Source organism: Flavobacterium dankookense (genome assembly GCF_004362665.1).
Taxonomy (GTDB): Bacteria; Bacteroidota; Bacteroidia; order Flavobacteriales; family Flavobacteriaceae; genus Flavobacterium; species Flavobacterium dankookense.
In genome coordinates, this window is the sequence record NZ_SNXR01000011.1 from 160147 (window position 1) to 182014 (window position 21868).

Annotated in this window: 25 protein-coding genes; 10 read left to right on the forward strand and 15 right to left on the reverse strand. The window is 32.3% G+C overall.

Annotated elements, in window-relative coordinates:
- Positions 1–61 precede the first annotated feature (61 nt).
- The 3 genes from BC748_RS01835 (at position 62) to kdpA (ending at position 2278) form a co-directional block, all read left to right on the forward strand.
- On the forward strand, positions 62–343 hold the full coding sequence (locus tag BC748_RS01835) for a DUF7674 family protein (RefSeq protein WP_133531758.1): 282 nt from the start codon (positions 62–64) through the stop codon (positions 341–343).
- 113 nt (positions 344–456) lie between these two features.
- The gene (gene kdpF, locus BC748_RS01840) at positions 457–534 is read left to right on the forward strand and encodes a K(+)-transporting ATPase subunit F (RefSeq protein ID WP_091314114.1); all 78 of its coding nucleotides are present in this window, start codon (positions 457–459) and stop codon (positions 532–534) included.
- A 22-nt stretch (positions 535–556) separates the two neighbouring features.
- Complete coding sequence (gene kdpA, locus BC748_RS01845; RefSeq protein WP_133531759.1) at positions 557–2278, forward strand: potassium-transporting ATPase subunit KdpA; 1722 nt, start codon at positions 557–559, stop codon at positions 2276–2278.
- Positions 2279–2387: 109 nt separating this feature from the next.
- On the opposite strand, the gene BC748_RS01850 is transcribed toward kdpA, so the two are convergent.
- Positions 2388–2747, reverse strand: coding sequence for a four helix bundle protein (locus BC748_RS01850; protein WP_133531760.1), 360 nt, complete (start codon positions 2745–2747; stop codon positions 2388–2390).
- A gap of 86 nt (positions 2748–2833) precedes the next feature.
- Between BC748_RS01850 and kdpB the strand changes: the two genes are divergently transcribed.
- The 7 genes from kdpB to BC748_RS01885 all read left to right on the forward strand — a co-directional run bounded on the left by kdpB (position 2834) and on the right by BC748_RS01885 (position 11593).
- The gene (gene kdpB / locus BC748_RS01855; RefSeq protein WP_133531761.1) at positions 2834–4906 is read left to right on the forward strand and encodes a potassium-transporting ATPase subunit KdpB; all 2073 of its coding nucleotides are present in this window, start codon (positions 2834–2836) and stop codon (positions 4904–4906) included.
- 108 nt (positions 4907–5014) lie between these two features.
- The gene (locus BC748_RS01860; RefSeq protein WP_133531762.1) at positions 5015–5569 is read left to right on the forward strand and encodes a K(+)-transporting ATPase subunit C; all 555 of its coding nucleotides are present in this window, start codon (positions 5015–5017) and stop codon (positions 5567–5569) included.
- A gap of 284 nt (positions 5570–5853) precedes the next feature.
- The gene (locus BC748_RS01865) at positions 5854–6924 is read left to right on the forward strand and encodes a porin (RefSeq protein ID WP_133531763.1); all 1071 of its coding nucleotides are present in this window, start codon (positions 5854–5856) and stop codon (positions 6922–6924) included.
- 97 nt (positions 6925–7021) lie between these two features.
- Entirely contained in the window at positions 7022–8149 is a 1128-nt protein-coding gene (locus BC748_RS01870) for a sensor protein KdpD (protein WP_133531764.1), read from the forward strand.
- Positions 8149–9867: a sensor histidine kinase gene (locus tag BC748_RS01875; RefSeq protein ID WP_133531765.1), complete on the forward strand. Its 1719-nt coding sequence runs from the start codon at positions 8149–8151 to the stop codon at positions 9865–9867. Before BC748_RS01870 ends, BC748_RS01875 begins: the two co-directional genes overlap by 1 nt.
- Positions 9868–9944: 77 nt before the next feature.
- Positions 9945–11006: a DUF389 domain-containing protein gene (locus BC748_RS01880; RefSeq protein ID WP_133531766.1), complete on the forward strand. Its 1062-nt coding sequence runs from the start codon at positions 9945–9947 to the stop codon at positions 11004–11006.
- A 149-nt stretch (positions 11007–11155) separates the two neighbouring features.
- On the forward strand, positions 11156–11593 hold the full coding sequence (locus BC748_RS01885) for a lipocalin-like domain-containing protein (protein WP_246013986.1): 438 nt from the start codon (positions 11156–11158) through the stop codon (positions 11591–11593).
- A gap of 101 nt (positions 11594–11694) precedes the next feature.
- On the opposite strand, the gene BC748_RS01890 is transcribed toward BC748_RS01885, so the two are convergent.
- The 14 genes from BC748_RS01890 to BC748_RS01955 form a co-directional block, all read right to left on the reverse strand.
- Entirely contained in the window at positions 11695–13122 is a 1428-nt protein-coding gene (locus BC748_RS01890) for an L-serine ammonia-lyase (protein WP_133531767.1), read from the reverse strand.
- A 139-nt stretch (positions 13123–13261) separates the two neighbouring features.
- Complete coding sequence (locus tag BC748_RS01895) at positions 13262–13582, reverse strand: hypothetical protein (RefSeq protein WP_133531768.1); 321 nt, start codon at positions 13580–13582, stop codon at positions 13262–13264.
- A gap of 88 nt (positions 13583–13670) precedes the next feature.
- Complete coding sequence (locus BC748_RS01900; protein ID WP_133531769.1) at positions 13671–14009, reverse strand: hypothetical protein; 339 nt, start codon at positions 14007–14009, stop codon at positions 13671–13673.
- A gap of 782 nt (positions 14010–14791) precedes the next feature.
- A complete protein-coding gene (locus BC748_RS01905; RefSeq protein ID WP_133531770.1) occupies positions 14792–15250 on the reverse strand; it encodes a hypothetical protein in 459 nt (152 codons plus the stop codon).
- Between the two features lie 152 nt (positions 15251–15402).
- A complete protein-coding gene (locus tag BC748_RS01910) occupies positions 15403–15975 on the reverse strand; it encodes a hypothetical protein (protein ID WP_133531771.1) in 573 nt (190 codons plus the stop codon).
- 142 nt (positions 15976–16117) lie between these two features.
- Positions 16118–17239, reverse strand: a complete 1122-nt coding sequence (locus BC748_RS01915; RefSeq protein ID WP_133531772.1) for a hypothetical protein — start codon at positions 17237–17239, stop codon at positions 16118–16120.
- Between the two features lie 33 nt (positions 17240–17272).
- Entirely contained in the window at positions 17273–18124 is an 852-nt protein-coding gene (locus BC748_RS01920) for an LAPAL motif-containing putative phage structural protein (protein ID WP_133531773.1), read from the reverse strand.
- Positions 18125–18290: 166 nt separating this feature from the next.
- Complete coding sequence (locus tag BC748_RS01925) at positions 18291–18557, reverse strand: hypothetical protein (RefSeq protein ID WP_133531774.1); 267 nt, start codon at positions 18555–18557, stop codon at positions 18291–18293.
- Between the two features lie 11 nt (positions 18558–18568).
- Entirely contained in the window at positions 18569–18976 is a 408-nt protein-coding gene (locus BC748_RS01930; RefSeq protein ID WP_133531775.1) for a hypothetical protein, read from the reverse strand.
- A gap of 165 nt (positions 18977–19141) precedes the next feature.
- Complete coding sequence (locus BC748_RS01935) at positions 19142–19612, reverse strand: hypothetical protein (RefSeq protein ID WP_133531776.1); 471 nt, start codon at positions 19610–19612, stop codon at positions 19142–19144.
- A gap of 209 nt (positions 19613–19821) precedes the next feature.
- The gene (locus tag BC748_RS01940) at positions 19822–20046 is read right to left on the reverse strand and encodes a hypothetical protein (protein ID WP_133531777.1); all 225 of its coding nucleotides are present in this window, start codon (positions 20044–20046) and stop codon (positions 19822–19824) included.
- A 192-nt stretch (positions 20047–20238) separates the two neighbouring features.
- Positions 20239–20880, reverse strand: a complete 642-nt coding sequence (locus tag BC748_RS01945; RefSeq protein ID WP_133531778.1) for a Pr6Pr family membrane protein — start codon at positions 20878–20880, stop codon at positions 20239–20241.
- A gap of 18 nt (positions 20881–20898) precedes the next feature.
- On the reverse strand, positions 20899–21360 hold the full coding sequence (locus BC748_RS01950; protein ID WP_133531779.1) for a hypothetical protein: 462 nt from the start codon (positions 21358–21360) through the stop codon (positions 20899–20901).
- 10 nt (positions 21361–21370) lie between these two features.
- Entirely contained in the window at positions 21371–21805 is a 435-nt protein-coding gene (locus BC748_RS01955; RefSeq protein ID WP_133531780.1) for an META domain-containing protein, read from the reverse strand.
- Positions 21806–21868 lie beyond the last annotated feature (63 nt).

Below are 21868 nucleotides of genomic sequence, written 5' to 3' on the forward strand. Positions count from 1 at the left end.
ATTTTATTTTTATTGGAACACCTTTTGGCATAAGCGATGAAGAACAAACAAATTCATCGTTATGAAAAACAAAATAAATACCATTTACAAACAAGCGGAACGCTTCGCAGAAATCACCAACAAAGCCATTATTTCTGGAAACATTTCTAGAGCAAAAAAACTATTGGCTGTTGCAGAAAATCTTTTGGAAACAGGCAGCAATGAAACTAAAAATGTAATCTCAAATGTTTATGTCTATTCCGTTTCTTCATTTATGGAATTGAGACATTGCAGTATTTCCAATCTTTTTCCTAAAGCATTGCGAGCAGAATACATCAAGCAAATCAATGCAACTTCTGTATAATCCTAAACTAATAAATTAACTATATGATAAGCACTATTCTTTTACTCGCATTAGGAATTTTTCTTTTTGCCATTTGTTTTAAATCGGTCGAATTTTTTGAAAAAATCTAAATTATGATAGCACTTTTTATTGTCGCTTTAGCTGTATTTGGCTATTTGGTTTATGTCTTAATTAAACCCGAAAAATTTTAAACATTCTTTTAATAAATATATTATGAATACAGAAATTCTTGGAGTTATAACTGTTTTTCTTCTCACCATTGTTTTGGCAATCCCAATCGGGAAATATATTGCTAAAGTTTACACAGGAGATAAAACACTTTTAGACCCAATTTTTAATCCTATTGAACGCCTAATTTTCAAAATAAGTGGTATCAATGACAAAGAAGAAATGAATTGGAAGCAACATCTTAAAGCACTTTTGAGTGTCAATTTGGGATGGTTTATTCTTTGTTTTTTTGTCTTACTTTTTCAAGGAAGCTTGCCTTTAAACCCAGATGGAAATCCATCAATGAGTCCCGATTTAGCTTTTAATACCGCTATTTCATTTGTTGTCAATTGTAATCTTCAGCATTATTCCGGTGAGTCTGGTTTGTCTTATTTAGGGCAATTAATGTTGATGTTTTTACAGTTCGTTTCAGCAGGTGTTGGAATGGCAGCCGCAGCTATGGTTTTCAATGCCATGAAAGAGAGAACAACCGAACATTTGGGTAATTTCTATAATTATTTCATCAAAAGTTGTACTCGTATTTTATTACCTCTTTCAGCAATTGTTGCTCTCGTATTGATTTTCAGTGGAACACCAATGACATTTGAAGGTAAAGATAGCATTACTACTTTACAAGGTGATACAGTTGAAGTATCTCGAGGTCCAGCTGCAGCTTTTATTGGTATTAAACATATAGGTACCAATGGTGGTGGTTTCTTTGGAGTGAATTCAGCACATCCATTTGAAAATCCAACTTATTTTACTAATGCTGTTGAATTAGTTGCTCAATTGATTATTCCTTTTGCAATGATTTTTGCATTAGGATTTTATCTCAAAAAACGTAAATTTTCTCATGTCGTTTTTGGTGTAATGACTATCGGGTTTTTGCTTTTGGTCATTCCAACAATTAGTTCCGAATTAAACGGAAATCCAGCTATTGAAAGAATGGGAATAACCCAAACTACTGGAGCAATGGAAGGTAAAGAAGTGCGATTTGGTCCAGCCATTTCAGGTTTTTGGAGTATTGCCACGACCGTAATTTCTACAGGTTCTGTGAATAGCATGCACGATAGTTCAATGCCAATGTCAGGAGCAATGCAATTGTTAGCTATGATGGTCAATGCTTTTTATGGCGGTTGCGGTGTTGGATGGTTGAATTTCTACATATTCATAATACTTGCTGTTTTCATTTCAGGATTAATGGTTGGTAGAACTCCAGAGTTTTTAGGGAAGAAAATCGAAGCTCGTGAAGTTAAAATCGCCGCATTTATTGCCATTCTTCATCCTTTATTAATTTTATCTGGAACTGCTTTAGCCTCATATTTAGCTGCCAATGATACTCCAATGGGATATTGGTTTAATGGAAATGCTACAAGTTGGTTAAACAATCCTGGTAATCATGGCTTTTCTGAAATGCTTTATGAGTTTACCTCAAGTGCTGCCAACAATGGTTCTGGTTTTGAAGGTTTAGGCGATAATAATCCGTTTTGGAATATCACAACCGGAATTGTGTTACTATTAGGTAGATTTCTCCCAATTATTGGACCGCTTGCCATCGCAGGATTATTAGCCAATAAAAAATACATTCCAGAAAGTGCAGGAACTTTAAAAACGGATACTACCATTTTTGGTATTATGGTCTTTGCAGTAATCGCAATTATTGCAGCACTATCCTTCTTTCCAGCATTGGCTTTAGGTCCATTAGCAGAATATTTTACTTTGAGGTGAAATGCGAAATGTTAGATGTGAAATGTAAAATATGAGAAGTTAAATGAAAAAAAATAATAATCACTTTTCACTAGAAAAAACGAACCTTTTACTTCTAACATATCACATATCACAATCTACTATCAAGGCTTTTTATCAAACCATAAATAAGTTTTCCTATGATGTCTAATTTTTCAATTAATTGTTCACATTCTTTTTCGTTGATAAAATCTAATTCTTTACTCAATAAAATTAATGTATCAAGTTCAGATAAAGACCCTAGTGAAATATGCAAAAAATGGATAAATTCTTTTGTGCCTTTTCTAGCTGCTCCTTCGGCAATATTTACTGGAACTGAAACAGAAGCTCTTCTTATTTGGGAGGTTAATCCAAATTTTTCATCAGTCGGGAATCGGTTTGTAACTAAATATATTTCTTTAACAAATTCAAAACTTTTAATCCAAGAATTTAATTTTTTATGAGGTTTCATATTTTATAATAATTTAAATGAATATCAAACATATTCAAAATCATGACATTTTACATTTTACAAATAACATTTTACTTAATAAAAAAATGACTAAAAATAAATCCAATTCATTATTTGAAAGTAAGCAAGTAAAAGAAGCTTTAGTGCAATCTTTTGTAAAGCTTAATCCAAAAGTAATGTTCAAAAACCCAGTAATGTTTACTGTAGAAATTGGAACTGCCATTATGTTTATTGTGTGTATTGCCATTTTAATGGGCGCACAAAATCAAGGTAGTTTCATTTATAATTTCGTAGTATTCTTAATATTATTTGTCACACTTTTGTTTGCCAATTTTGCTGAAGCTATAGCCGAAGCAAGAGGAAAAGCACAAGCCGATAGTTTAAGAAAAACAAGAGAAGAAACTCCAGCCAAAAAAGTTGTAGCAATTGGAAAAGTCAGTTCAAGTGAAATTGAATTGATTTCTTCATCTCAACTTAAAAAAGGAGATATGTTCTTTTGTGAAGCAGGTGATGTTATCCCAACCGATGGCGAAATTATTGAAGGTTTAGCCACTATTGATGAAAGTGCAATCACAGGAGAAAGCGCACCAGTTATTCGTGAAGCTGGTGGTGATAAAAGTTCGGTGACTGGTGGAACAAAAGTGTTAAGTGATAGAATAACCGTAAAAGTAACAACCGAACCCGGAGAAAGCTTTCTTGACAAAATGATTGCTTTAGTAGAAGGTGCAAGTCGTCAAAAAACACCCAATGAAATTGCGTTAACTATTTTATTAGCAGCCTTTACTTTAATCTTTGTAATCGTTTGTGTAACACTAAAACCTTTTGCAGATTATGCTAATGCACCGATAACAATCGCTGCTTTTATCTCACTTTTTGTTTGTTTAATACCAACAACAATTGGAGGATTGTTATCAGCCATTGGAATTGCAGGAATGGATAGAGCTTTAAGAGCTAACGTAATCACAAAATCAGGTAAAGCCGTTGAAACAGCAGGCGATATTGATGTTTTATTGTTAGATAAAACAGGTACAATCACTATCGGAAATAGAAAAGCAACTAATTTTTATCCAACAAATGGTGTTTCGCTTGAAGAATTTATTCAATCTGCTGTTTTAAGTTCTCTAGCAGATGACACTCCAGAAGGAAAAAGTATTCTTGAGTTAAGTGAAATGTTAGATGTAAATGGTGAAATGAAAACAAGCATCTCACATCTCACATCTCACATCTCACAAACAATAAAATTCACAGCTGAAACGAGAACTTCGGGAGTAGTTTTAAAAGATGGAACTAACATTAGAAAAGGTGCTCAAGATGCTGCCAAAAACATTTCGGAACAAGCAGGATATACATTCCCTGAAGATACAGCTAAAAAAGTCATTGAAATTTCTTCCAATGGTGGAACGCCTTTAGTAGTAATTAAAAACAGTCAAGTTCAAGGTGTAGTGGAATTGCAAGACATTATCAAAACAGGAATGAAAGAACGTTTTGATCGTTTGAGAAAAATGGGTGTAAAAACGGTTATGGTTACAGGAGATAATCCACTAACAGCCAAATTCATTGCAGAAAAAGCAGGTGTAGACGATTTTATCGCAGAAGCCAAACCTGAGGACAAAATGAACTACATCAAAAATGAGCAACAAAACGGAAAATTAGTCGCCATGATGGGTGACGGAACCAATGATGCTCCTGCTTTAGCGCAAGCCGATGTAGGTGTAGCCATGAATAGTGGAACGCAAGCCGCTAAAGAAGCAGGAAATATGGTGGATTTAGACAATGATCCAACCAAATTAATTGAAATAGTAGAAATTGGAAAACAACTTTTAATGACAAGAGGAACGCTAACTACATTCTCAATTGCTAATGATGTTGCCAAATATTTTGCCATTGTTCCAGCGCTATTTATAGCTTCAATTCCAGCGCTTCAAGGATTGAATATTATGCAATTGCATAGTCCTGAAAGTGCCATTTTATCAGCAGTAATTTTTAATGCAATCATAATTCCAATACTAATTCCGTTGGCACTACGAGGTGTGGATTACAAACCAATTGGAGCAAGCGCCATTCTAAAAAGAAACCTTTTAATTTATGGATTAGGTGGAATTATTATCCCATTTATTGGTATCAAATTAATTGATTTAGTAGTAGCAATGTTCTTTTAATTATGTAAAAAGTAAAAAGTAAAAATTAAAAAGTAAAATTTATTAAGTTATTCAATATTTTACATCTCACAACTCACAACTCACTTTTCACATCTAACAAATAAAAAAATGAAAAATACAATAGCAATAATTAAATTCACAGCATTAATAGTAATTTTGTTTGCAGTAATCTATCCTTTAGCCATGTTAGGAATAGCGCAATTGGCACCAAATAAAGGTAAAGGCGAAACCATTTCGGTAAACGGTAGAGTAGTTGGTTATCAAAAAATAGGTCAAAAATTTGATAAAGCAAACTATTTTTGGGGAAGACCATCAGCCGTAGATTACAATGCTGCTGGAAGTGGAGGAAGTAATAAAGGTGCAAGTAATGAAGATTATTTGGCACAAGTTCAGAAACGAATTGATACTTTTCTACTAGTTCATCCTTATTTGAAAAAAGCGGACATTCCATCTGACATGGTTACAGCTTCAGGTAGTGGTTTGGATCCAAATATTTCGCCACAAGGCGCTTTAATTCAAGTGAAAAGAATAGCAGCTACTAGAAAATTACCTGAAGAAAAAGTAAAATCTTTGGTAGAAAAAATGAGTAACAAACCAACAGCTATAGGAACCGAAACAATTAATGTTTTAGAATTGAATATAGCTTTAGATGACTTGAAGTAATAATTAATAAGCAAAACTCGATTTGGTTTAAGCAAAACTCAATTAGTAATAAGCAAAACTCGATTTGGTTTAAACAAAACTCAATTAGTAATAAGCAAAACTCGATTAGGTTTAAGCAAAACTCGATTAGGTTTAAACAAAACTCAATTAGTATTAAGCAAAACTCGATTAGGTTTAAACAAAACTCGATTAGGTTTAAACAAAACTCAATTAGTAGTAAGCATAACTCGATTTGGTTTAAACAAAACTCAATTAGTAATAAGTAAAATAAAAATAATAAAAAAATGAAAAAAATAATAGCTTTACTAGCTTTAACCTTTACAACAGTTTACGCTCAAGAGAAAGAAAAAAGTCCTCTAACTTTTTCAGGATATATAGAAACCTATTATAGTTATGATTTCGGAAATCCTGATAATCATTTGCGACCAGGATTTATATACAGCCATAATAAGCACAACGAGTTAAACCTTAATTTAGGTTTTGCAAAAGTAAATTATGCCAAAGATAATGTTAGAGGAAACTTGGCACTTATGGCTGGAACGTATGCCGAATACAATTTGGCAGCCGAACAAGATTTATTGCGTAATGTTTTTGAAGCCAATGTAGGAGTTAAAATTTCCTCAAAACATAATTTATGGATTGATGCAGGAATTATGCCTTCGCATATTGGTTTTGAAAGTGCTATTGGAAAAGATTGTCAAACATTAACAAGAAGCATTTTAGCTGATAACTCTCCTTATTATGAAGCAGGAGTAAAAATCGGTTATACTTCTTCATCCGAAAAATGGTATTTAGCTGCCATGTATTTAAACGGTTGGCAACGTATTCAAAAAATAGATTGTAATCAAACACCTGCTTTTGGAACGCAAATAACGTATAAACCATCTGGTAAAATAACATGGAATTGGAGTACATACATTGGAAACGAGCAACCGGATAGTGATAGAAAATGGCGTTATTTCAATAATTTTTATGGACAATTTAAAGTTTCTGATAAAACCAATGTAACTGCTGGTTTTGATATTGGAGCGCAACAAACTGCAAACGGAAGTAGCGATTATGATGTTTGGTATTCGCCAGTTGTAATTGTGCAATACAAACCAACTGCTAAAATTCAATTGGCAGCAAGAGGTGAATATTATCAAGACAAACAAGGTGTAATTATTGCAACGGGAAACGAAAACGGATTTAAAACCTATGGATTTTCAGCCAACTTTGATTATCTAGTTTCAGATAATGTGATGTTTAGAGTTGAAGCTAGAAATTTATCAAGTAAAGATGATATCTTTTTGAAAGATGGAAACCCGACGGATAGCAATACTTTTTTGACAACTTCATTGGCTATTTCGTTTTAAACTACTATAAACTGCATATTGTATTATTGTATATTGATTTTCAGATTAGTATACAATAATACAGTATACAACAATACAATTTACAAATCCTAAAATCATGGATGCTGAAAAAGAAAAAAGTGTAAAGCATTTTTTAGATTTAATTCAAAAATCGAGAAAAGGAAAATTCAAAATCTACATCGGAATGAGTGCTGGCGTGGGCAAAACATTTCGTATGCTACAAGAAGCACATACACTTTTGAAGAAAGGCATTGATGTTAAGATTGGTTATATTGAAACGCACAATCGCAAAGAAACCCACGAGTTATTAGCCGGACTTCCTGTTATTCCGCGAAGAACTATTTTCTATAAAGGAAAAGAATTGGAAGAAATGGACGTGCAAGCTATAATCAATCTACGACCAGAAATTGTAATTGTAGATGAATTGGCACACACCAATATTGAAGGAAGCAAAAATGAAAAGCGTTGGCAAGATGTATTAGAAATTTTAGAAGCTGGTATCAATGTAATTTCGGCGGTAAATATCCAACATATTGAAAGTTTAAATCAAAATGTAAAACAAATTACCAATGTTGATGTACAAGAACGAGTTCCAGATAATGTTTTAAGACTAGCAGACGAAGTAGTAAATATTGACTTAACTTCAGATGAATTGATTTCCAGATTAAAAGAAGGAAAGATTTATACGGAAGACAAAATACAAGCAGCGTTAAACAATTTTTTTAAATCAGATCAAATTCTACAATTGCGCGAATTGGCTTTGAAAGAAGTTGCCAGTCAAGTAGTTCGAAAGGTAGAAAATGAAGTCCCAAAAAATGTAGCGTTACGACACGAAAAGCTTTTAGCTTGTATCAGTAGTAATGATAAAACTGCCAAAATAATAATCAGAAAAACGGCTCGTTTAGCTAGTTATTATAACAGTGATTGGTATGTTTTGTATGTTGAAACTCCCAAAGAAAGTAGCGATAAAATTGCTTTAGACAAACAACGTCATTTGATAAATAATTTCAAGTTAGCCACCGAACTTGGTGCAGAAATTATCAAAGTTGAAAACGCAAAAATAACCGATGCCATTTTAGACGTTGTAGAACAAAAAAAAATAACAACCGTTTGTATTGGAAAACCTCACTTAAATTTATTTAAAGTAATTTTGTCTACCAGTATATTCAATAAATTATTGAATAGTTTATCATCTTCAAATATTGACCTAGTAATTCTTTCCTGATGAGAATAAAAACCAAATTAAATTTAGGCGTTGGATTGTTATTTGTTTTAATAATTGTCCTTTCATTAGTGAGTGCCTTTTATATTTATTCGATAAAAAAAGATACTCAAAATATTCTTAAAGCCAATTATGAAACTTTAGAATATTCTCGAAATATGCTTTCTTCATTAGATGAAATTGAAGTTAATGAAACGAAAGCGATTGTGTTATTTGAAACCAATTTAAAAAAACAAATAGCAAATATTTCAGAAGTTGGAGAAGATAAAGTTACTTATGATTTACAAAGGAAATTCCAAATTTTAGAGCAAGATAGAAACAATGCTACTTTAAAATCTCAAATTAGAAATGACATCTTTGAGATTATGAAACTCAACATGAATGCCATAAAAGTGAAAGGTGATATTGCAAAGAAAACGGCAGAAACGGCTAATTTATGGATTGCAATTGTTGGTTCATTATGTTTCTTAATTGCATTTAATTTGTTGGTTAATTTGCCCAATAATATTGCCAATCCAATCAAAGAATTAACCGCTAGTATCAAAGAAATTGCCAATAGAAATTACTCAGAACGCGTTCATTTTCATAATCATAACGAATATGGAGATTTGGCAAAATCGTTCAATACAATGGCTGAAAAATTAGAAGAATACTCCAATAGTAATTTGCATAAACTGACTTTTGAAAAGAAACGATTGGAAACGTTAATCAATAATATGCACGATCCAATAATTGGTTTGGATAGTGAAGGAATAATTCTGTTTGTTAACGATGAAGCATTAAAGATTATTGGTCTTCGACAAGAAGAAGTTATAGGTCAATCGGCTACAACATTAGCATTGAAAAACGATTTGATGAGGTCATTAATCATCAACGAATTGGAAAGTTCAAAAGCACATCCAATGAAAATTTTCGCTGACGGTAAAGAAAGTTATTTTGAAAAAGAAACTGTAAATATTACCATTACACCAACAGGTGAAGACAAATCAATTGATATAGGTAATGTAATTATTTTGCGAAACATTACTATTTTCAAAGAATTAGATTTTGCTAAAACCAATTTTATTGCAACAGTTTCACACGAATTAAAAACTCCAATTTCTTCAATAAAATTAAGTTTACAATTATTAGAAAAATCGGAAACAGGAACTATAAACGATGAACAAAAACAGCTAATTGAGAGTATAAAAGAGGATAGTGAACGGTTATTAAAGATCACAGGAGAATTGCTTGATATTTCACAATTAGAAACAGGAAACATTCATCTAAACATCGAAAAAAGTAATCCGTATGATATTGTCAACTATGCTGTAGATGCTGTTAAAGTTCAAGCAGAGCAAAAGCAAATAGAGCTAATTATTGATTTAGAAAAAGAGTTACCAGAAGTGAAAGCAGATAGCGAAAAAACAGGTTGGGTTTTAATTAATTTTTTAACAAACGCCATCACATATTCCTCAAGTCAAAGTAAAATTATTGTCAAATTAAAGAAAGAAAACAATCAAGTTGTATTTCAAGTTATCGATTATGGAAAAGGAATTGACAAACGATATCAATCGAAAGTTTTTGATAAATATTTTCAAATTCCAGGAAGTAACAAATCGGGAACAGGATTGGGTTTAGCAATTTCTAAAGAGTTTATTGAAGCACAAAACGGTACCATTTCGGTAGAAAGTGAATTAGGTTTAGGAAGTACTTTTAGTATTGGATTGAATTGGGTTTAATATTTAAAATATATTTGTCCAGTCTTGTAATGCTTTAAGTATTAATTCTAATTTAGCATCGCAATCAATACTGAAAAATGAGTACAAATACTAAAGTCATAAAACGTTATTTTCGTTCTCTTTTTGATTTAAAAGGAAGTCAAGAAGATGAAACCATTACGGATAAAGAAGTACACGAAGGTGTTATTTTTAAAGGTAAAAATCTTTGGCTTCTAGCGTTTGCAATATTTATTTCCTGCATTGGTTTGAATATTAATTCAAAAGCAGCTGTTATTGGTGCAATGATAATCTCGCCATTAATGGGACCAATTTTTGGAATAGGTTTTTCCCTCGGAGTTTCCGATTTAGATTTATTGAAAGTTAGTATTCAAAACGCAGTTAGAATTATTTTAATAAGTCTTTTAGTAGCAACAATTTATTACTTAATTACGCCTTATGCTATTCCAACCGATGAATTATTGTCATTCTCGCATCCAACTATTTTTGATGTTTTATTAGCATTTCTTGGTGGAATGGCTGGTTTTATAGCAATTTCTCGTCATAACGGAACGCAGGTTTTAATTGGTGTTGCTGTTGCTACTTCGTGTATTCCACCATTGTGTACAGCAAGTTTTGGATTGGCAACGTTGCAATGGGAATACTTTGTTGGCGGACTTTATACTTATTTTATAAACGCACTTTTTATTTGCGTTGGAAGTTACATCATTGTCAAGTATTTGAAGTTTAAACCACATTCTTCTGATAATGTAAAAAATGTAAACAGTTGGTTTGGAATATTGATATTTCTCGCCATAATTCCAGCGGTATATTTAGCTTATAATTTTGCTGTCGCAAATATTTTTACTGCAAAAGCCAATCAATTTGTTACCAATGAAATAGATGCTAAATACCATGTTGTTCAAACAAAAATTGATGATAAATCCAAACTAATTGAGGTTGACGTAATGGTTGAACAATATGATGAATTGCTTCAAAACGTAGTTGAAAAAAAACTTAAGAACTACGGAATACAAAACGCAAAGCTTAAAATTTATCAATCCATTGAAGCAAGAAAAACCAATAGAGAAGAATTTGATAAATTAAATTCTGAAATCGAATTATTGAAAAAAGAGATTAAAGAGTTGAAAGTTAGTAAGTAAAGTTTTCTTTAACAATCAAAAGTATTTAAATTACTATTTCCCCTTATTATTACTCTTCATGTAATTATACAAGTTATAAAAATAATTGTATAACAGGCTTCGTTGGCTTCACAACTAACTTTGTATCTAACAAAATAACAAAGGAATTTATGAAAAGAGTAAGCATGAACAGTAGAAGTATGGTAGCGGCTTTATTAATTGGTAGCTTAGGATTGTTTGGAACTTCTTGTAGTGACGATGATAATGACGGAGAATCATTAGCGCCTTTGGTTGGAAAATGGAATATTAGTAAAGTAGGGACAATAGTTGGAGGAACAGAAACGCTAATCGATGCGCCTCAAAACGAAACGGGTTGCGATAAAGATTTTATTCAATTAAAATCGGATAATACTGTTGAAGAAGGAAATTATGATTCAACAATTGATCCATGTGCATTGTTTACTGACGAAGGTATTTATTCTAGATCACATAATAATCTAACACGAGTTGTTGATGGTATAACTACAACTCAAGATATTATGAATCTAACGCTCAATGAATTGAAATTGAAAGATGCTAGCGGAAACATTGAATTATACACTCGATAAGACTGTATATTCATAACCACAAGCTCGGAAGTTTTTAACTATTGAGTAGGACACGGAGATAACTTTTATAGTTGTCTCCGTTTCTTTTTGTAAAAAATTGATTAACAGTCAGCCATGTTTACTGAAAGCGCTAATCCGCCTTCGGAGGTTTCTTTATATTTAGAATTCATGTCTTTTGCTGTTTGCCACATGGTATCAATTACTTTATCCAATGGTACTTTGGCATTTTTAGCATCCGTTTCCATGGCGAGTTCAGCGGCGTTGATGGCTTTTATTGCTCCCATAGTATTGCGCTCAATACACGGAATTTGAACCAATCCGCCAATAGGATCACAAGTTAATCCTAGATGATGTTCCATGGCAATTTCGGCAGCCATAAGAACTTGGTCTGGTGTTCCGCCCATTACTTCACACAAAGCTGCGGCAGCCATGGCTGATGAAACGCCAATCTCGGCTTGGCATCCGCCCATTGCAGCAGATATGGTTGAACCTTTTTTGAAAATACTTCCAATTTCTCCAGCAACCATCAAGAATTGTTTGATTTCTTTTTCGCCTGCATTGTGGTTTTCAATAACCAAATAATACATCAAAACGGCTGGAATAACACCAGCACTTCCGTTGGTTGGTGCTGTAACTACTCTTCCTAGTGCGGCATTGACTTCATTTACAGCAAGTGCAAAACAAGAAACCCACTTTAATATTTGACGAAATTTAACTTCCGTTTTTCTAATTTGTTCTAACCATTCTTGTGGATTGGAATAATTGGCTAATCCAATCAATCCTTGATGCATATCGAAAGCGCGACGTCTAACATTTAATCCACCAGGAAGTATGCCTTCGCTGTGGCAACCAATATACATACATTCCAGCATGGTGTTCCAGATGCGCATTAGCTCGGTGTGAATTACTTCTTCACTGCGCATGGATTTTTCGTTTTCATAAACGATTTCTGAAATGGATTTATTTAAATCAATGGTATAGTTTAGTAACTCTTCTGCGTTTTGGATAGGATAAGGAAACGCACATTTAATTTCGTGCTTTTTCTTGGCGTTAACGCGCTCTTCTTTGACTACAAATCCGCCACCGATGGAGTAGAAGGTAGCTTCATATTCGCTATCGTCATTTAGGAAAGCAGTAAATTTTAATCCATTGGCATGAAACGGTAGGAAGTTTTTATTGAATGTTATGTCTTGAAGAAAGTAAAACGGAATGGTCACTTCGTTGGCTAAAATGATTTCGTTTTTGTCTTCTATTGTTTTGATGATACCAGCAATATTTTGTACGGGAATATACTCTGGATCTTGGCCAGATAGTCCGAGCATAACGGCTAAATCAGTGGCGTGTCCTTTTCCGGTTAAGGATAATGAACCATATAAATCTACTCTTACACGGGTAGTTATTTGGAGTTTGTTTTCTGTACGTAATTCAGATAAAAAACGTTCAGCAGCACGCCAAGGTCCAAGTGTGTGTGAACTTGATGGACCTACGCCAATTTTTAGCATATCAAAAACGGAGATGCATTCTTCCATAGACTATATCGTTTTAGTGGAGCAAATATAGACAATTTAGATGGTTGGGTTTTTAGATTTTTGTTCTCGATACCAATTTACTCTAAAAATTTTACTCGAACGGATGGGGATTGGAGGTATTCTATTTTTTCTTTTGTTGTTATCTATTGGCGGATGCCTTGTTTATTTGAGCCAAAGGCTTGTTTACTTTAGCTAGTGTCTTGTTTACTTTGGCCGGTGTCTTGTTTATTTGAGCCAAAGGCTTGTTCACTTTGGCCAGTGTCTTGTTTACTTTGGCCGTTGTCTTGTTTATTTTGGCGGATGCCTTGTTTATTTTGGCGGAAGCCTTGTTCACTTTGGCGGAAGCCTTGTTTAGTTTGGCGGAAGCCTTGTTCACTTTGGCGGAAGCCTTGTTTAGTTTGGCGGATGTCTTGTTTACTTTGGCGGATGCCTTGTTTATCTTTTGAAAAGTTAGTTTCAAAGCTACTTTTCGGTTTTTTTGAACGTGAATTTGCTTTATTGCAAAATTTTGGAGAAGCTAGCTTTTAACTGCTGTTAGCAGTAGCCGTTTAATAAAATGATTTTATTAAACCAATTATTAATAAAAATACAATTACTAAACATCCATATTTCACTGTATCTCCTTTTCTTTCATCATTATCAATTTTTCGTTTTGCATTATGTTCTTTTAGAAAATAGCCGCGCCAATGATTATCTGAATCTGAAAACCACCAAAGTTGATTGCAATTACTACATTTATAAACTGCATGTGAATCGCTTCTGTATTTTCCATTCTCAACAAAATGAACTGACTTTGCAATTTTAGAGTCGAACTCTTTGTTGAATTCTTCAAATTCAGAATAAGTGTCAAATTCGTTATATTCTCTATCAAAACAGGCTTTACACATTTTTTAGGTTTTCGTTTTCATAGGTTAACGTTTCGTGTCTATCTGTCTACAGCGAAGCTAACGAACTGCGGACATGTCGTCTGCTAAGATAATAGTTTTACGTGAAAAATAGGAGTGAAGCAAAGAAAAACCAGCTATAGCGGATAACCACTGATATATGCTATTTTTACTTTTTCACATTTAAATTAAAAAACTCAGGGAAGATTATTGTCAAAAAAACAAGTAACAAGCATAAACATGAACTCACAAGGAAGTATTTAGTTCCTAAATTTTTTGAGTTTTGACTTTCAAATTTATCTAGCAATGATTTGTGTTTATTGTCATTTATTAATAAAAAATAGTTAGGCAATAAGAATATAAGTAGAATTGTTAGACTTCTGAGAAATTTATTTTCAGGCAAAATCTCAAGAAAATTAACTTCAATTCCTGATAAAAATATTAAACAAGCAATAAAAAAAACATTTAAAAAGTTAGTTAAACTCAAAGTAATGAGTGAAAGCAAAATAGCAGATTTTTCATTTCCCTTTTGTGAATGTTTTATGCTAAGAAATAAGCTAACCCAGATTCTATAGTAAATTTTCAACATTCTGATTTTTTCAATTACAAAGTTAATTTTCTCGGTTGTCTTCTTCCAAAATAGCATATAACGTTCCGGCGCTTGGCGAGGTTGCGAACTTCGGAACTGTTTATTTTCTGTTAAAGATAAAATTTCTTGCGAAATGTAAATATGATTTTACTACAAAATTCGCAATCTTGCCAAACGTCTGTTGGCAGTAGTGCCGTTATTCTTTACTTTTCCAAATGTTATTAAAAGCAAAACTAAAAGCAAGTAAGATTGGTAAAGAAAGCCAAGCTGAAAAACCTAGCTCCAAACCATTTTGTCCACCACTTCCATAACACAATGTTTCTGAGTTTGACATTAATGAGCCGAAACTTGCTTGAATGAATATATATTCTAATGAATTAAATAAAATTAACTTCCTCGATAATAATCTTCTTTCACGCCAGTTCTCAGATTTTAAATATTTAATAAAAAAAGTAGGAGTAAGGAGCATTCCAACCCAAGTGATGAACCAGATTAACTTCCAAGCGTCAGTGCATTCTATTCCTAATTTTGTTAAAGCCATTTGTATTCCGAATAATAATATTGCAGAAAAACCAGGAATGAATAATCCAACAGCACAAAATTTTAGCGTTCTGCTAACAAAGTCAAAAGTTATTTTAGACTTAACTTCTTCCATATTTTTCAACATCGGGAGGCTTTATTGATAACGTTTCGCGGCTAGTGGCTTTTTGCGAAGCCAGCGAACTGCGTACTGTCTGCTAAGATAAAATTTTTTCGTGAAGAAATGAGTACAACTTAAGAAAAACCAGCTATAGCTGATAACCACGGTTATGCTCTGTCATTTATTTTGTTCATGATATATTCCTTAGTTATTGGTTTTATATAATCTACTTCAATAACTCTCCATTCTAAATCTAAAAATTCTGTTTTTAAAAAGTTAATGAAGTCTTTTCTCTCACGATATGATTTTTCCCATCTCTCTTCAATTTCTTCGAGATACTTTTCAAAGCTAGCATTAGGTGGGTTTTGACAAAATTGAATTTTGTAAGTGTCTGGATCTTTTTGTTTAACATACCAAATTTTATTTACTGTTAAACCTAGAGAATTTAGGGAGTTTTTAATAATTTTCAAACTCTCTTTCGAGTATAGACCGACACAAAGAATGTTTGATGATTTAAACTCAATAAACTTATTGATTAAAAAAGATTCAAGGACATAATCAGGAATAATTTCAGCTTCATCAATAAGTTTTTTTACATTACTATTTTCTTCTAATTTTATAAAATGTGTAAACTCATTTCTAAAATTAAGAATTTTAGAATTTTCCTCATCTGAAATTGCCTCTGATGTTTTGGATTCAGAAATATAGATGTCAACTAGCAGAATGTTGATTTTATTCATATTTTTCTATGATAGAGCATAACGTTCCGGCGCTTCACGCAGTTGCGAACTTCGGAACTGATTATTTTCTGTTAAAGATAAAAATTCTTGCGAAATGTAAATATGATTTTACTACAAAATTCGCAATCTTGCCAAACGCCTGTTAGGCGAAGTATTTGTTCATTTTGTATAAGTAGTAAATACCGTCTTTTTTTGCTTCTTTAATTCTAGCGTAATGTTCTAGTCCAACATTTAAACCAACTATACCAGCACTAATTAATAAAATCATTGAGTTTGATATTTGGTCAGAAAAAGTAAGTAAAAGAGGTGAATAAGATTTTGGGTCTTTCGCTTCTTTAATTAATTCTTGCATAACTTTATATTTTGAATTATCTAAAGTATGATTGATATTTTCAATTAGTGGACGAATTTTTAGATCTGCAATTTTTTGAGCATTGGTGTTAATATAATTGTAATCGTAATTATTTAGTAAATCGAAAGTTAAATTCTCTAATTTTGATTGAAACTCTAATAATTCATCTTTTGAATTTTCTTTAAATCTTAGGATTTCTTCAGGTGGAAATTTGCCCAAATTTGGGACGCCTAATTTAATAGCCTCAAGAGCAAATGAAGGAGTTACGTTGAATTCGTTTTTAAATGCTATTTGAGCATTTTTAAATCTATCAGTTTTGTTTATTTCTTTGAAAAGATCATTAACATATTTACTGGAAGTTAAAACATCTTTTCCTTGTTCATAATAATTTACAAAAGTTTTGAAAACTCTAGCATAATAAGATAATAGTTGATTAACATTATCAGTTTTATTGAAAAGTTTTTCTGAAAGTATTGAAGATTCTTTATTAAGCTCTAAGTCATAACTTAATACAATTCTTCCTTTTTCATCAACAATTTGTTGTTCATTATGCTTTTTTCCCACTAGTTCTGAATGAAAAAGTACTAGGTCATTTATTTGCATATCACTACTTACTGAACTGATTCCTTTTTCCGGACTTTCTCCAACACTATCGATATCAATTTGATATTTAATATTTTTATTTTTTTCAAACTCTTTTAAATGTAATAAAAATTTTTCATCAGTAAAATCATTTGTTGAAATTACTTGAGCTTTAACCTTTCCGTTTCTGTCAGGTTTTGCATTGGTTGGAGCCACGATATGAAGATGTCTTTGCTCGATAATGTTTATTTGGTCAAAATACAATACTAAGGCTTTTATTTCCTCAATATTATCTTCAAGCATATGTGATATGTAGTTTACTGTTTTCATAATATTTCGAAAAACTGCTGTTGAGCGATGTGATTATTTTAAATCTAATTTATTTTGATTATCAGTTTTTGAAATATGTTCAAAAACTTGTTCAATAACATAACTATTTTGGTCAACTATATAAGTTTGTAAGTCTTCATCATAAGTTCTGTTTCTTGCTAAAATTACTTTAAAAGTATCACCTTTTCTAAATGCTTCATTATTTAGTTTAATTATAAAGTTAGGGTCTTTTATTGATGCTTTGATTGGATATCCACGAAAAATAAAAACCCATTTTGCATTACCTTCAAAATGTATTGTTTTTACAATTAATAATGCTTCATCTCTAATTATATCTTTTTTGGGTTCGTTTTCAATTTCAATTTGTTCTTCTCTATTTATAAGGTTTGCAAATTGTGATTTTGGGATATTAATAATTTCTTTGTCATTCTTATCAATTTTTAAATCTGTAATATTTTCATCTTCATTAACGATAATAAATGATTGCTTTATCTTTTGTTCAGCTCCAGTATTTTGATAAAAATTATAAACATTATTTATAATTTCTGGCTCAACATTTTGTTTTTCTAAAAGTGATTTTATTTCTTTTAGAGTATTGTCTTCTTTTGGTTTAGTTAAGTAATAAAGTAAAAGACCTGCTAAAGTTGAAACAACAATTGTTTCAAAAGATTTTAGCAGCATTTTTTCATATTTTGGTGAAATCTTTATTTTAAAACTTCCATTTTCTGGTGGTGAAACTTCAATAATCAAATCGTCAACAAAATATCCTAATTGATTATTTACGCTATAAATTAATTCTTTATAAATTTCAAGAAATTCAGTTAAAGTGTCAACCTTAATATTTCCATCACCTCCAAATTTTATTGTTAAATAGTTGTTGTTCATATATTTGTTGTAATATTTCGCCTAACGTTTCGGGGCTTTGCGTTCGGGCGGGTTTAAATGCACTACCGCTCGAATAATTTACAAAAGTTTTTAAAATGCACAAACGTTGAGGCTTGCACTTCAGCCCGCCTGACGCAAAACCCTTGTTAGCGGTTCGTTGTTTTTGTCACTCAATTTGTTTTAATATTTTTTCAGCAATCTGTTCGCAATGAATTTTATTCCCGGTCATTCCCATATTTACGGTTTCTATTTCATAAAGATGCTTTGCAATTTTTACTTTGTCCGCTCCTTGAATTGTCAAACTGAAAATGTGTGGCGTGTAACCTTGATATTCGTCTCTAACTTCTTCAATATCATTTAGTCCAATTGGGTCCCAATCTTTCCATAGAATTTCATCAATTGCTTTGTATAATATTTTTTGCTTCTCTGTCATTTTTCTTGTCACTATTCCATTTTTTTTAGTTGATTTTTATTGTCTTCCCAAATCTGTCTAAACAGTGGTGTGATTTTCCAGCAATCTTCAAGATTTTCATTGTCAAAGCAAGACCAATAGTAAATTGTGAATTCGTGAAGTTTAAAGTCAATCTCTAAAATTGGTTTAATTGCTTCACAATACTTTTGAAAAAGTTCTTCGGTGTTTTGTTCCTCTGTCGCTTGAATAATAATCTCCATTAGAACAAATTTCTTGTCGTCATCCTTTGTCGAGCCGTAATGGGATATGTATTTGTCAATGTCGTTTGGATTTGCAACTTCGTAAGACCAATCTTGCATAGTCAATTTGTTAGGAAGATTTAGTTCTTCTGCTAACTCGTCAATTGCTTTTCTTGTTCCACATCTAAAAGTCGGTTCCATTTATTTTTTATTATCGGTTGGTGTCGTTTTACAATGACCGCTAACGTTCCGCGGCTAGTGGCTTTTTGCGAAGCCAGCGAACTGCGTACTTTCAGCTAAGATAAAATATTTACGTGAAAAACAAACGTGAAACTAAGAAAATCCAGCAATGGCCACTAACCGCTGTTACCGGCTGTTGTTATCGTCTAATTGCGTAAACATGTATTCTTTTTCAGTTTCCACAAAATTCAGCCTAGATTTTATTTTATTCACTTTCGAAGCTGCTTTAAACATTTCTTTCTCCGAATCCTTTCTATATGGAAACGATTTTGGCATTTCGCCATCGCCTAGTATTGAGAAACGAAAGTAAATGTCATTAACGTTTCCGTATTCTTGGTGACTAAAATATTCGGGCTTTTCAATTTCCACAATAATTTTCGAAAGTTCTTCGCCTTGTTTTTCACTCATTACAGAATAATAGTTTTTTCTGTTTATTTCGTCAGTCAGGTACAAAGTATCTTTTCCAGAATATTTTATTACGTAATCATTCTTTGAATCTACGTAGTTAAAAGCAAAAATTGGCATTTTGTAGCTTTGGGTTTGTCTTCCACAGCTTGTCAGAAGTATAAATGATATTAAAAATATTGTCTTTTTCATGCGGTTTTGGTCTACAATAGCCGGTAACTTGTTTATATGCTCAGTTTTTATTATTAAGTTGAGCAAATCTATCCTAATTTGGGTGTATTGGCGAATCTTTTTTATTTTCTACTTTTCAAATATACAACTCTCTTTATTTTTATTCTACGTATAAATACGTATTTTACACAAACGTAAAAGTTCAATTTATATCGCGCAGTTAGTTTATTTTAAGAATTGTCTTTTTTCTGAAAATTACCTATTTTAAAATACATATTTAAAAAACCAAGTACTAATCCTGTGCCAACGGCAACGACAAAAGACCTCCATAACAGTGAAATGAGTTCATCGCTATTACTAAAATCAATATCAAATAGTCCATAGACTAATGTGCCTACAAAAATGCCAGCAGCCCAGGATAGAAAAGTAACTTTAAAGTAGAAAAATCGGTTCATGGTTTTTGTTTTAGAGTGTGTTGTTATTTATTGAAATGGTATAGCATGTTGATAAAAAACAATGCCGTCATTGAAACAAATGTAGTAATTTTTTTTTGTGAGTAGTGTTAGTAGATTTATGTTATTAGTTTTTTTGTTTATGGTTCTCGATACTATTTTCTATAGTAAAAATTGCATTTTTAATATAGAAAATCACTCGAACTGACGGGAATGGGATGGGTTTTTGCTAATCCATCGGCTAATGCTAATAAAAATAACTGCTGCCAAGATAAAGACAAGGACCAAAACACCACTGTTAATAAGTACTTGTTGTAAACCAAGTTGGGTTACATTCACAAAAGGATAGGGGTAAAAGTTAGAAAAATTACCTCTAACCAAGATATAAACCAAGTAAAGCGAAGGGTAAATTAGCCAACTCGGAATGAATTTCCATTGGTTCTCTTTGTGGTTTTCATATACATACCAAAAGACAATAACAAACAACGGAATGATGGAATGCAAGAGTTCGTCAACGAGTTTTTGCATACCTGTTGGCGACCAAATACTGCGTAAAACCACTTGATAAACCAAACCTACGATGGAAATGTATAGCGTAACGGCTGAAAGAACGCCTGGTTTTTCTAACCGAAATAGTAATGAAGTTGTTTTTTTTAGTCTAAGCACGGTGAAATAGATAGCTACAATCAGATTGGTCAAAATAGTAAAGAAACTGAAGAAGCGAATAGTGGTTTCGGGCACAGATGCTATTCGGTTATCTATCATTAAAATATATTGCGTGATGACAGCAAACCATCCTAAAACAGCTCCAATGAGCAGTATATTGTTTTTGACCATAATGATAATCAGTAAAAGTTAATTGCAGTTAATTTCGCTTAGCGGCATGTTAGAATTAAAAGTTAGTTTGCTCACGTCTTTAAATTTTGTTCCGTCAGCGGTTGGTTCTCCAAAACCTTCGATAAGCTTTCCGTCTTTTAATTGAAATGCTACTTGGCGAACACTTTCAACTCCTTCCGATTGAAAAGTGTAATCAGCGATAAGGATGTTGTTTTTGAAAGTTCCTTCAAAGGTTCCTTTGTTTTTATCTTTTTCTTTAAAGTTGTATTTTAATGAACCTGAGGCTTTTTCACCATTTAGCTGAAGCTGAAGTTTAATCTCATTGTCATTTGTTTTATATTCATAACAAGTTGATTTTGGTTCTTCAATAGCGCTTTCCTCTACTGTTGGTGTAGTGGTTTCGGGTTGGGATGTTTCTTCTTTTTTACAGCTAACAAGCAATGCCGTTGTCGCCAAAAAGAGTAGTAATTGTTTTTTCATAATGTTGGATTTATTGTCGTTTTACGATTTTTTTAAAACGCATCATCGGGATGTCATCAAGTAGTAGTAATAACTTTCCTTCGCTGTCAAAAGCGACTTTGTTTATTTTTTTCATCATTCCTTGAAAGGCTTGTTCGCCGCCACCTTCGCAAAAACGCATGGTTTGCATTATTTCGCCAATTTTAATTTGGTTCTCTGTCAAAGTGAAATCGCCGCTATAACCATTGCAAGAAGAATTACCGCTAACACGCATCTCGGTTTTGTCAAACATAACGGTTGGTTTGTTCTCTGGATAAAGACCGTCAAAAGCAATTCTTGAACCTGAGATGTATTCTAATTCCCAAGCATTGTCATAGATAGAAGGTGTTGCAGTTACTGTTTTAGTGCAGTTGCAGCTTATAAAAACCGAAGTCAGTAGCAATAGGAGTAAGGTTGTGTTTTTCATCATTTGGAAGTTTGTTGTTTAACGATACTAATTTACGTCATTTTATCTTCGGTTGAGGTAATT

Excerpts from the sequence above, each read along its gene's own strand:
- BC748_RS01835 (WP_133531758.1), top strand. The coding sequence starts at position 62 with ATGAAAAACAAAATAAATACCATTTACAAACAAGCGGAACGCTTCGCA.
- kdpF (WP_091314114.1), top strand. The coding sequence starts at position 457 with ATGATAGCACTTTTTATTGTCGCTTTAGCTGTATTTGGCTATTTGGTT.
- kdpA (WP_133531759.1), top strand. The coding sequence starts at position 557 with ATGAATACAGAAATTCTTGGAGTTATAACTGTTTTTCTTCTCACCATT.
- BC748_RS01850 (WP_133531760.1), bottom strand. The coding sequence starts at position 2,747 with ATGAAACCTCATAAAAAATTAAATTCTTGGATTAAAAGTTTTGAATTT.
- kdpB (WP_133531761.1), top strand. The coding sequence starts at position 2,834 with ATGACTAAAAATAAATCCAATTCATTATTTGAAAGTAAGCAAGTAAAA.
- BC748_RS01860 (WP_133531762.1), top strand. The coding sequence starts at position 5,015 with ATGAAAAATACAATAGCAATAATTAAATTCACAGCATTAATAGTAATT.
- BC748_RS01865 (WP_133531763.1), top strand. The coding sequence starts at position 5,854 with ATGAAAAAAATAATAGCTTTACTAGCTTTAACCTTTACAACAGTTTAC.
- BC748_RS01870 (WP_133531764.1), top strand. The coding sequence starts at position 7,022 with ATGGATGCTGAAAAAGAAAAAAGTGTAAAGCATTTTTTAGATTTAATT.
- BC748_RS01875 (WP_133531765.1), top strand. The coding sequence starts at position 8,149 with ATGAGAATAAAAACCAAATTAAATTTAGGCGTTGGATTGTTATTTGTT.
- BC748_RS01880 (WP_133531766.1), top strand. The coding sequence starts at position 9,945 with ATGAGTACAAATACTAAAGTCATAAAACGTTATTTTCGTTCTCTTTTT.
- BC748_RS01885 (WP_246013986.1), top strand. The coding sequence starts at position 11,156 with ATGAAAAGAGTAAGCATGAACAGTAGAAGTATGGTAGCGGCTTTATTA.
- BC748_RS01890 (WP_133531767.1), bottom strand. The coding sequence starts at position 13,122 with ATGGAAGAATGCATCTCCGTTTTTGATATGCTAAAAATTGGCGTAGGT.
- BC748_RS01900 (WP_133531769.1), bottom strand. The coding sequence starts at position 14,009 with ATGTGTAAAGCCTGTTTTGATAGAGAATATAACGAATTTGACACTTAT.
- BC748_RS01905 (WP_133531770.1), bottom strand. The coding sequence starts at position 15,250 with ATGGAAGAAGTTAAGTCTAAAATAACTTTTGACTTTGTTAGCAGAACG.
- BC748_RS01910 (WP_133531771.1), bottom strand. The coding sequence starts at position 15,975 with ATGAATAAAATCAACATTCTGCTAGTTGACATCTATATTTCTGAATCC.
- BC748_RS01915 (WP_133531772.1), bottom strand. The coding sequence starts at position 17,239 with ATGAAAACAGTAAACTACATATCACATATGCTTGAAGATAATATTGAG.
- BC748_RS01920 (WP_133531773.1), bottom strand. The coding sequence starts at position 18,124 with ATGAACAACAACTATTTAACAATAAAATTTGGAGGTGATGGAAATATT.
- BC748_RS01925 (WP_133531774.1), bottom strand. The coding sequence starts at position 18,557 with ATGACAGAGAAGCAAAAAATATTATACAAAGCAATTGATGAAATTCTA.
- BC748_RS01930 (WP_133531775.1), bottom strand. The coding sequence starts at position 18,976 with ATGGAACCGACTTTTAGATGTGGAACAAGAAAAGCAATTGACGAGTTA.
- BC748_RS01935 (WP_133531776.1), bottom strand. The coding sequence starts at position 19,612 with ATGAAAAAGACAATATTTTTAATATCATTTATACTTCTGACAAGCTGT.
- BC748_RS01940 (WP_133531777.1), bottom strand. The coding sequence starts at position 20,046 with ATGAACCGATTTTTCTACTTTAAAGTTACTTTTCTATCCTGGGCTGCT.
- BC748_RS01945 (WP_133531778.1), bottom strand. The coding sequence starts at position 20,880 with ATGGTCAAAAACAATATACTGCTCATTGGAGCTGTTTTAGGATGGTTT.
- BC748_RS01950 (WP_133531779.1), bottom strand. The coding sequence starts at position 21,360 with ATGAAAAAACAATTACTACTCTTTTTGGCGACAACGGCATTGCTTGTT.
- BC748_RS01955 (WP_133531780.1), bottom strand. The coding sequence starts at position 21,805 with ATGAAAAACACAACCTTACTCCTATTGCTACTGACTTCGGTTTTTATA.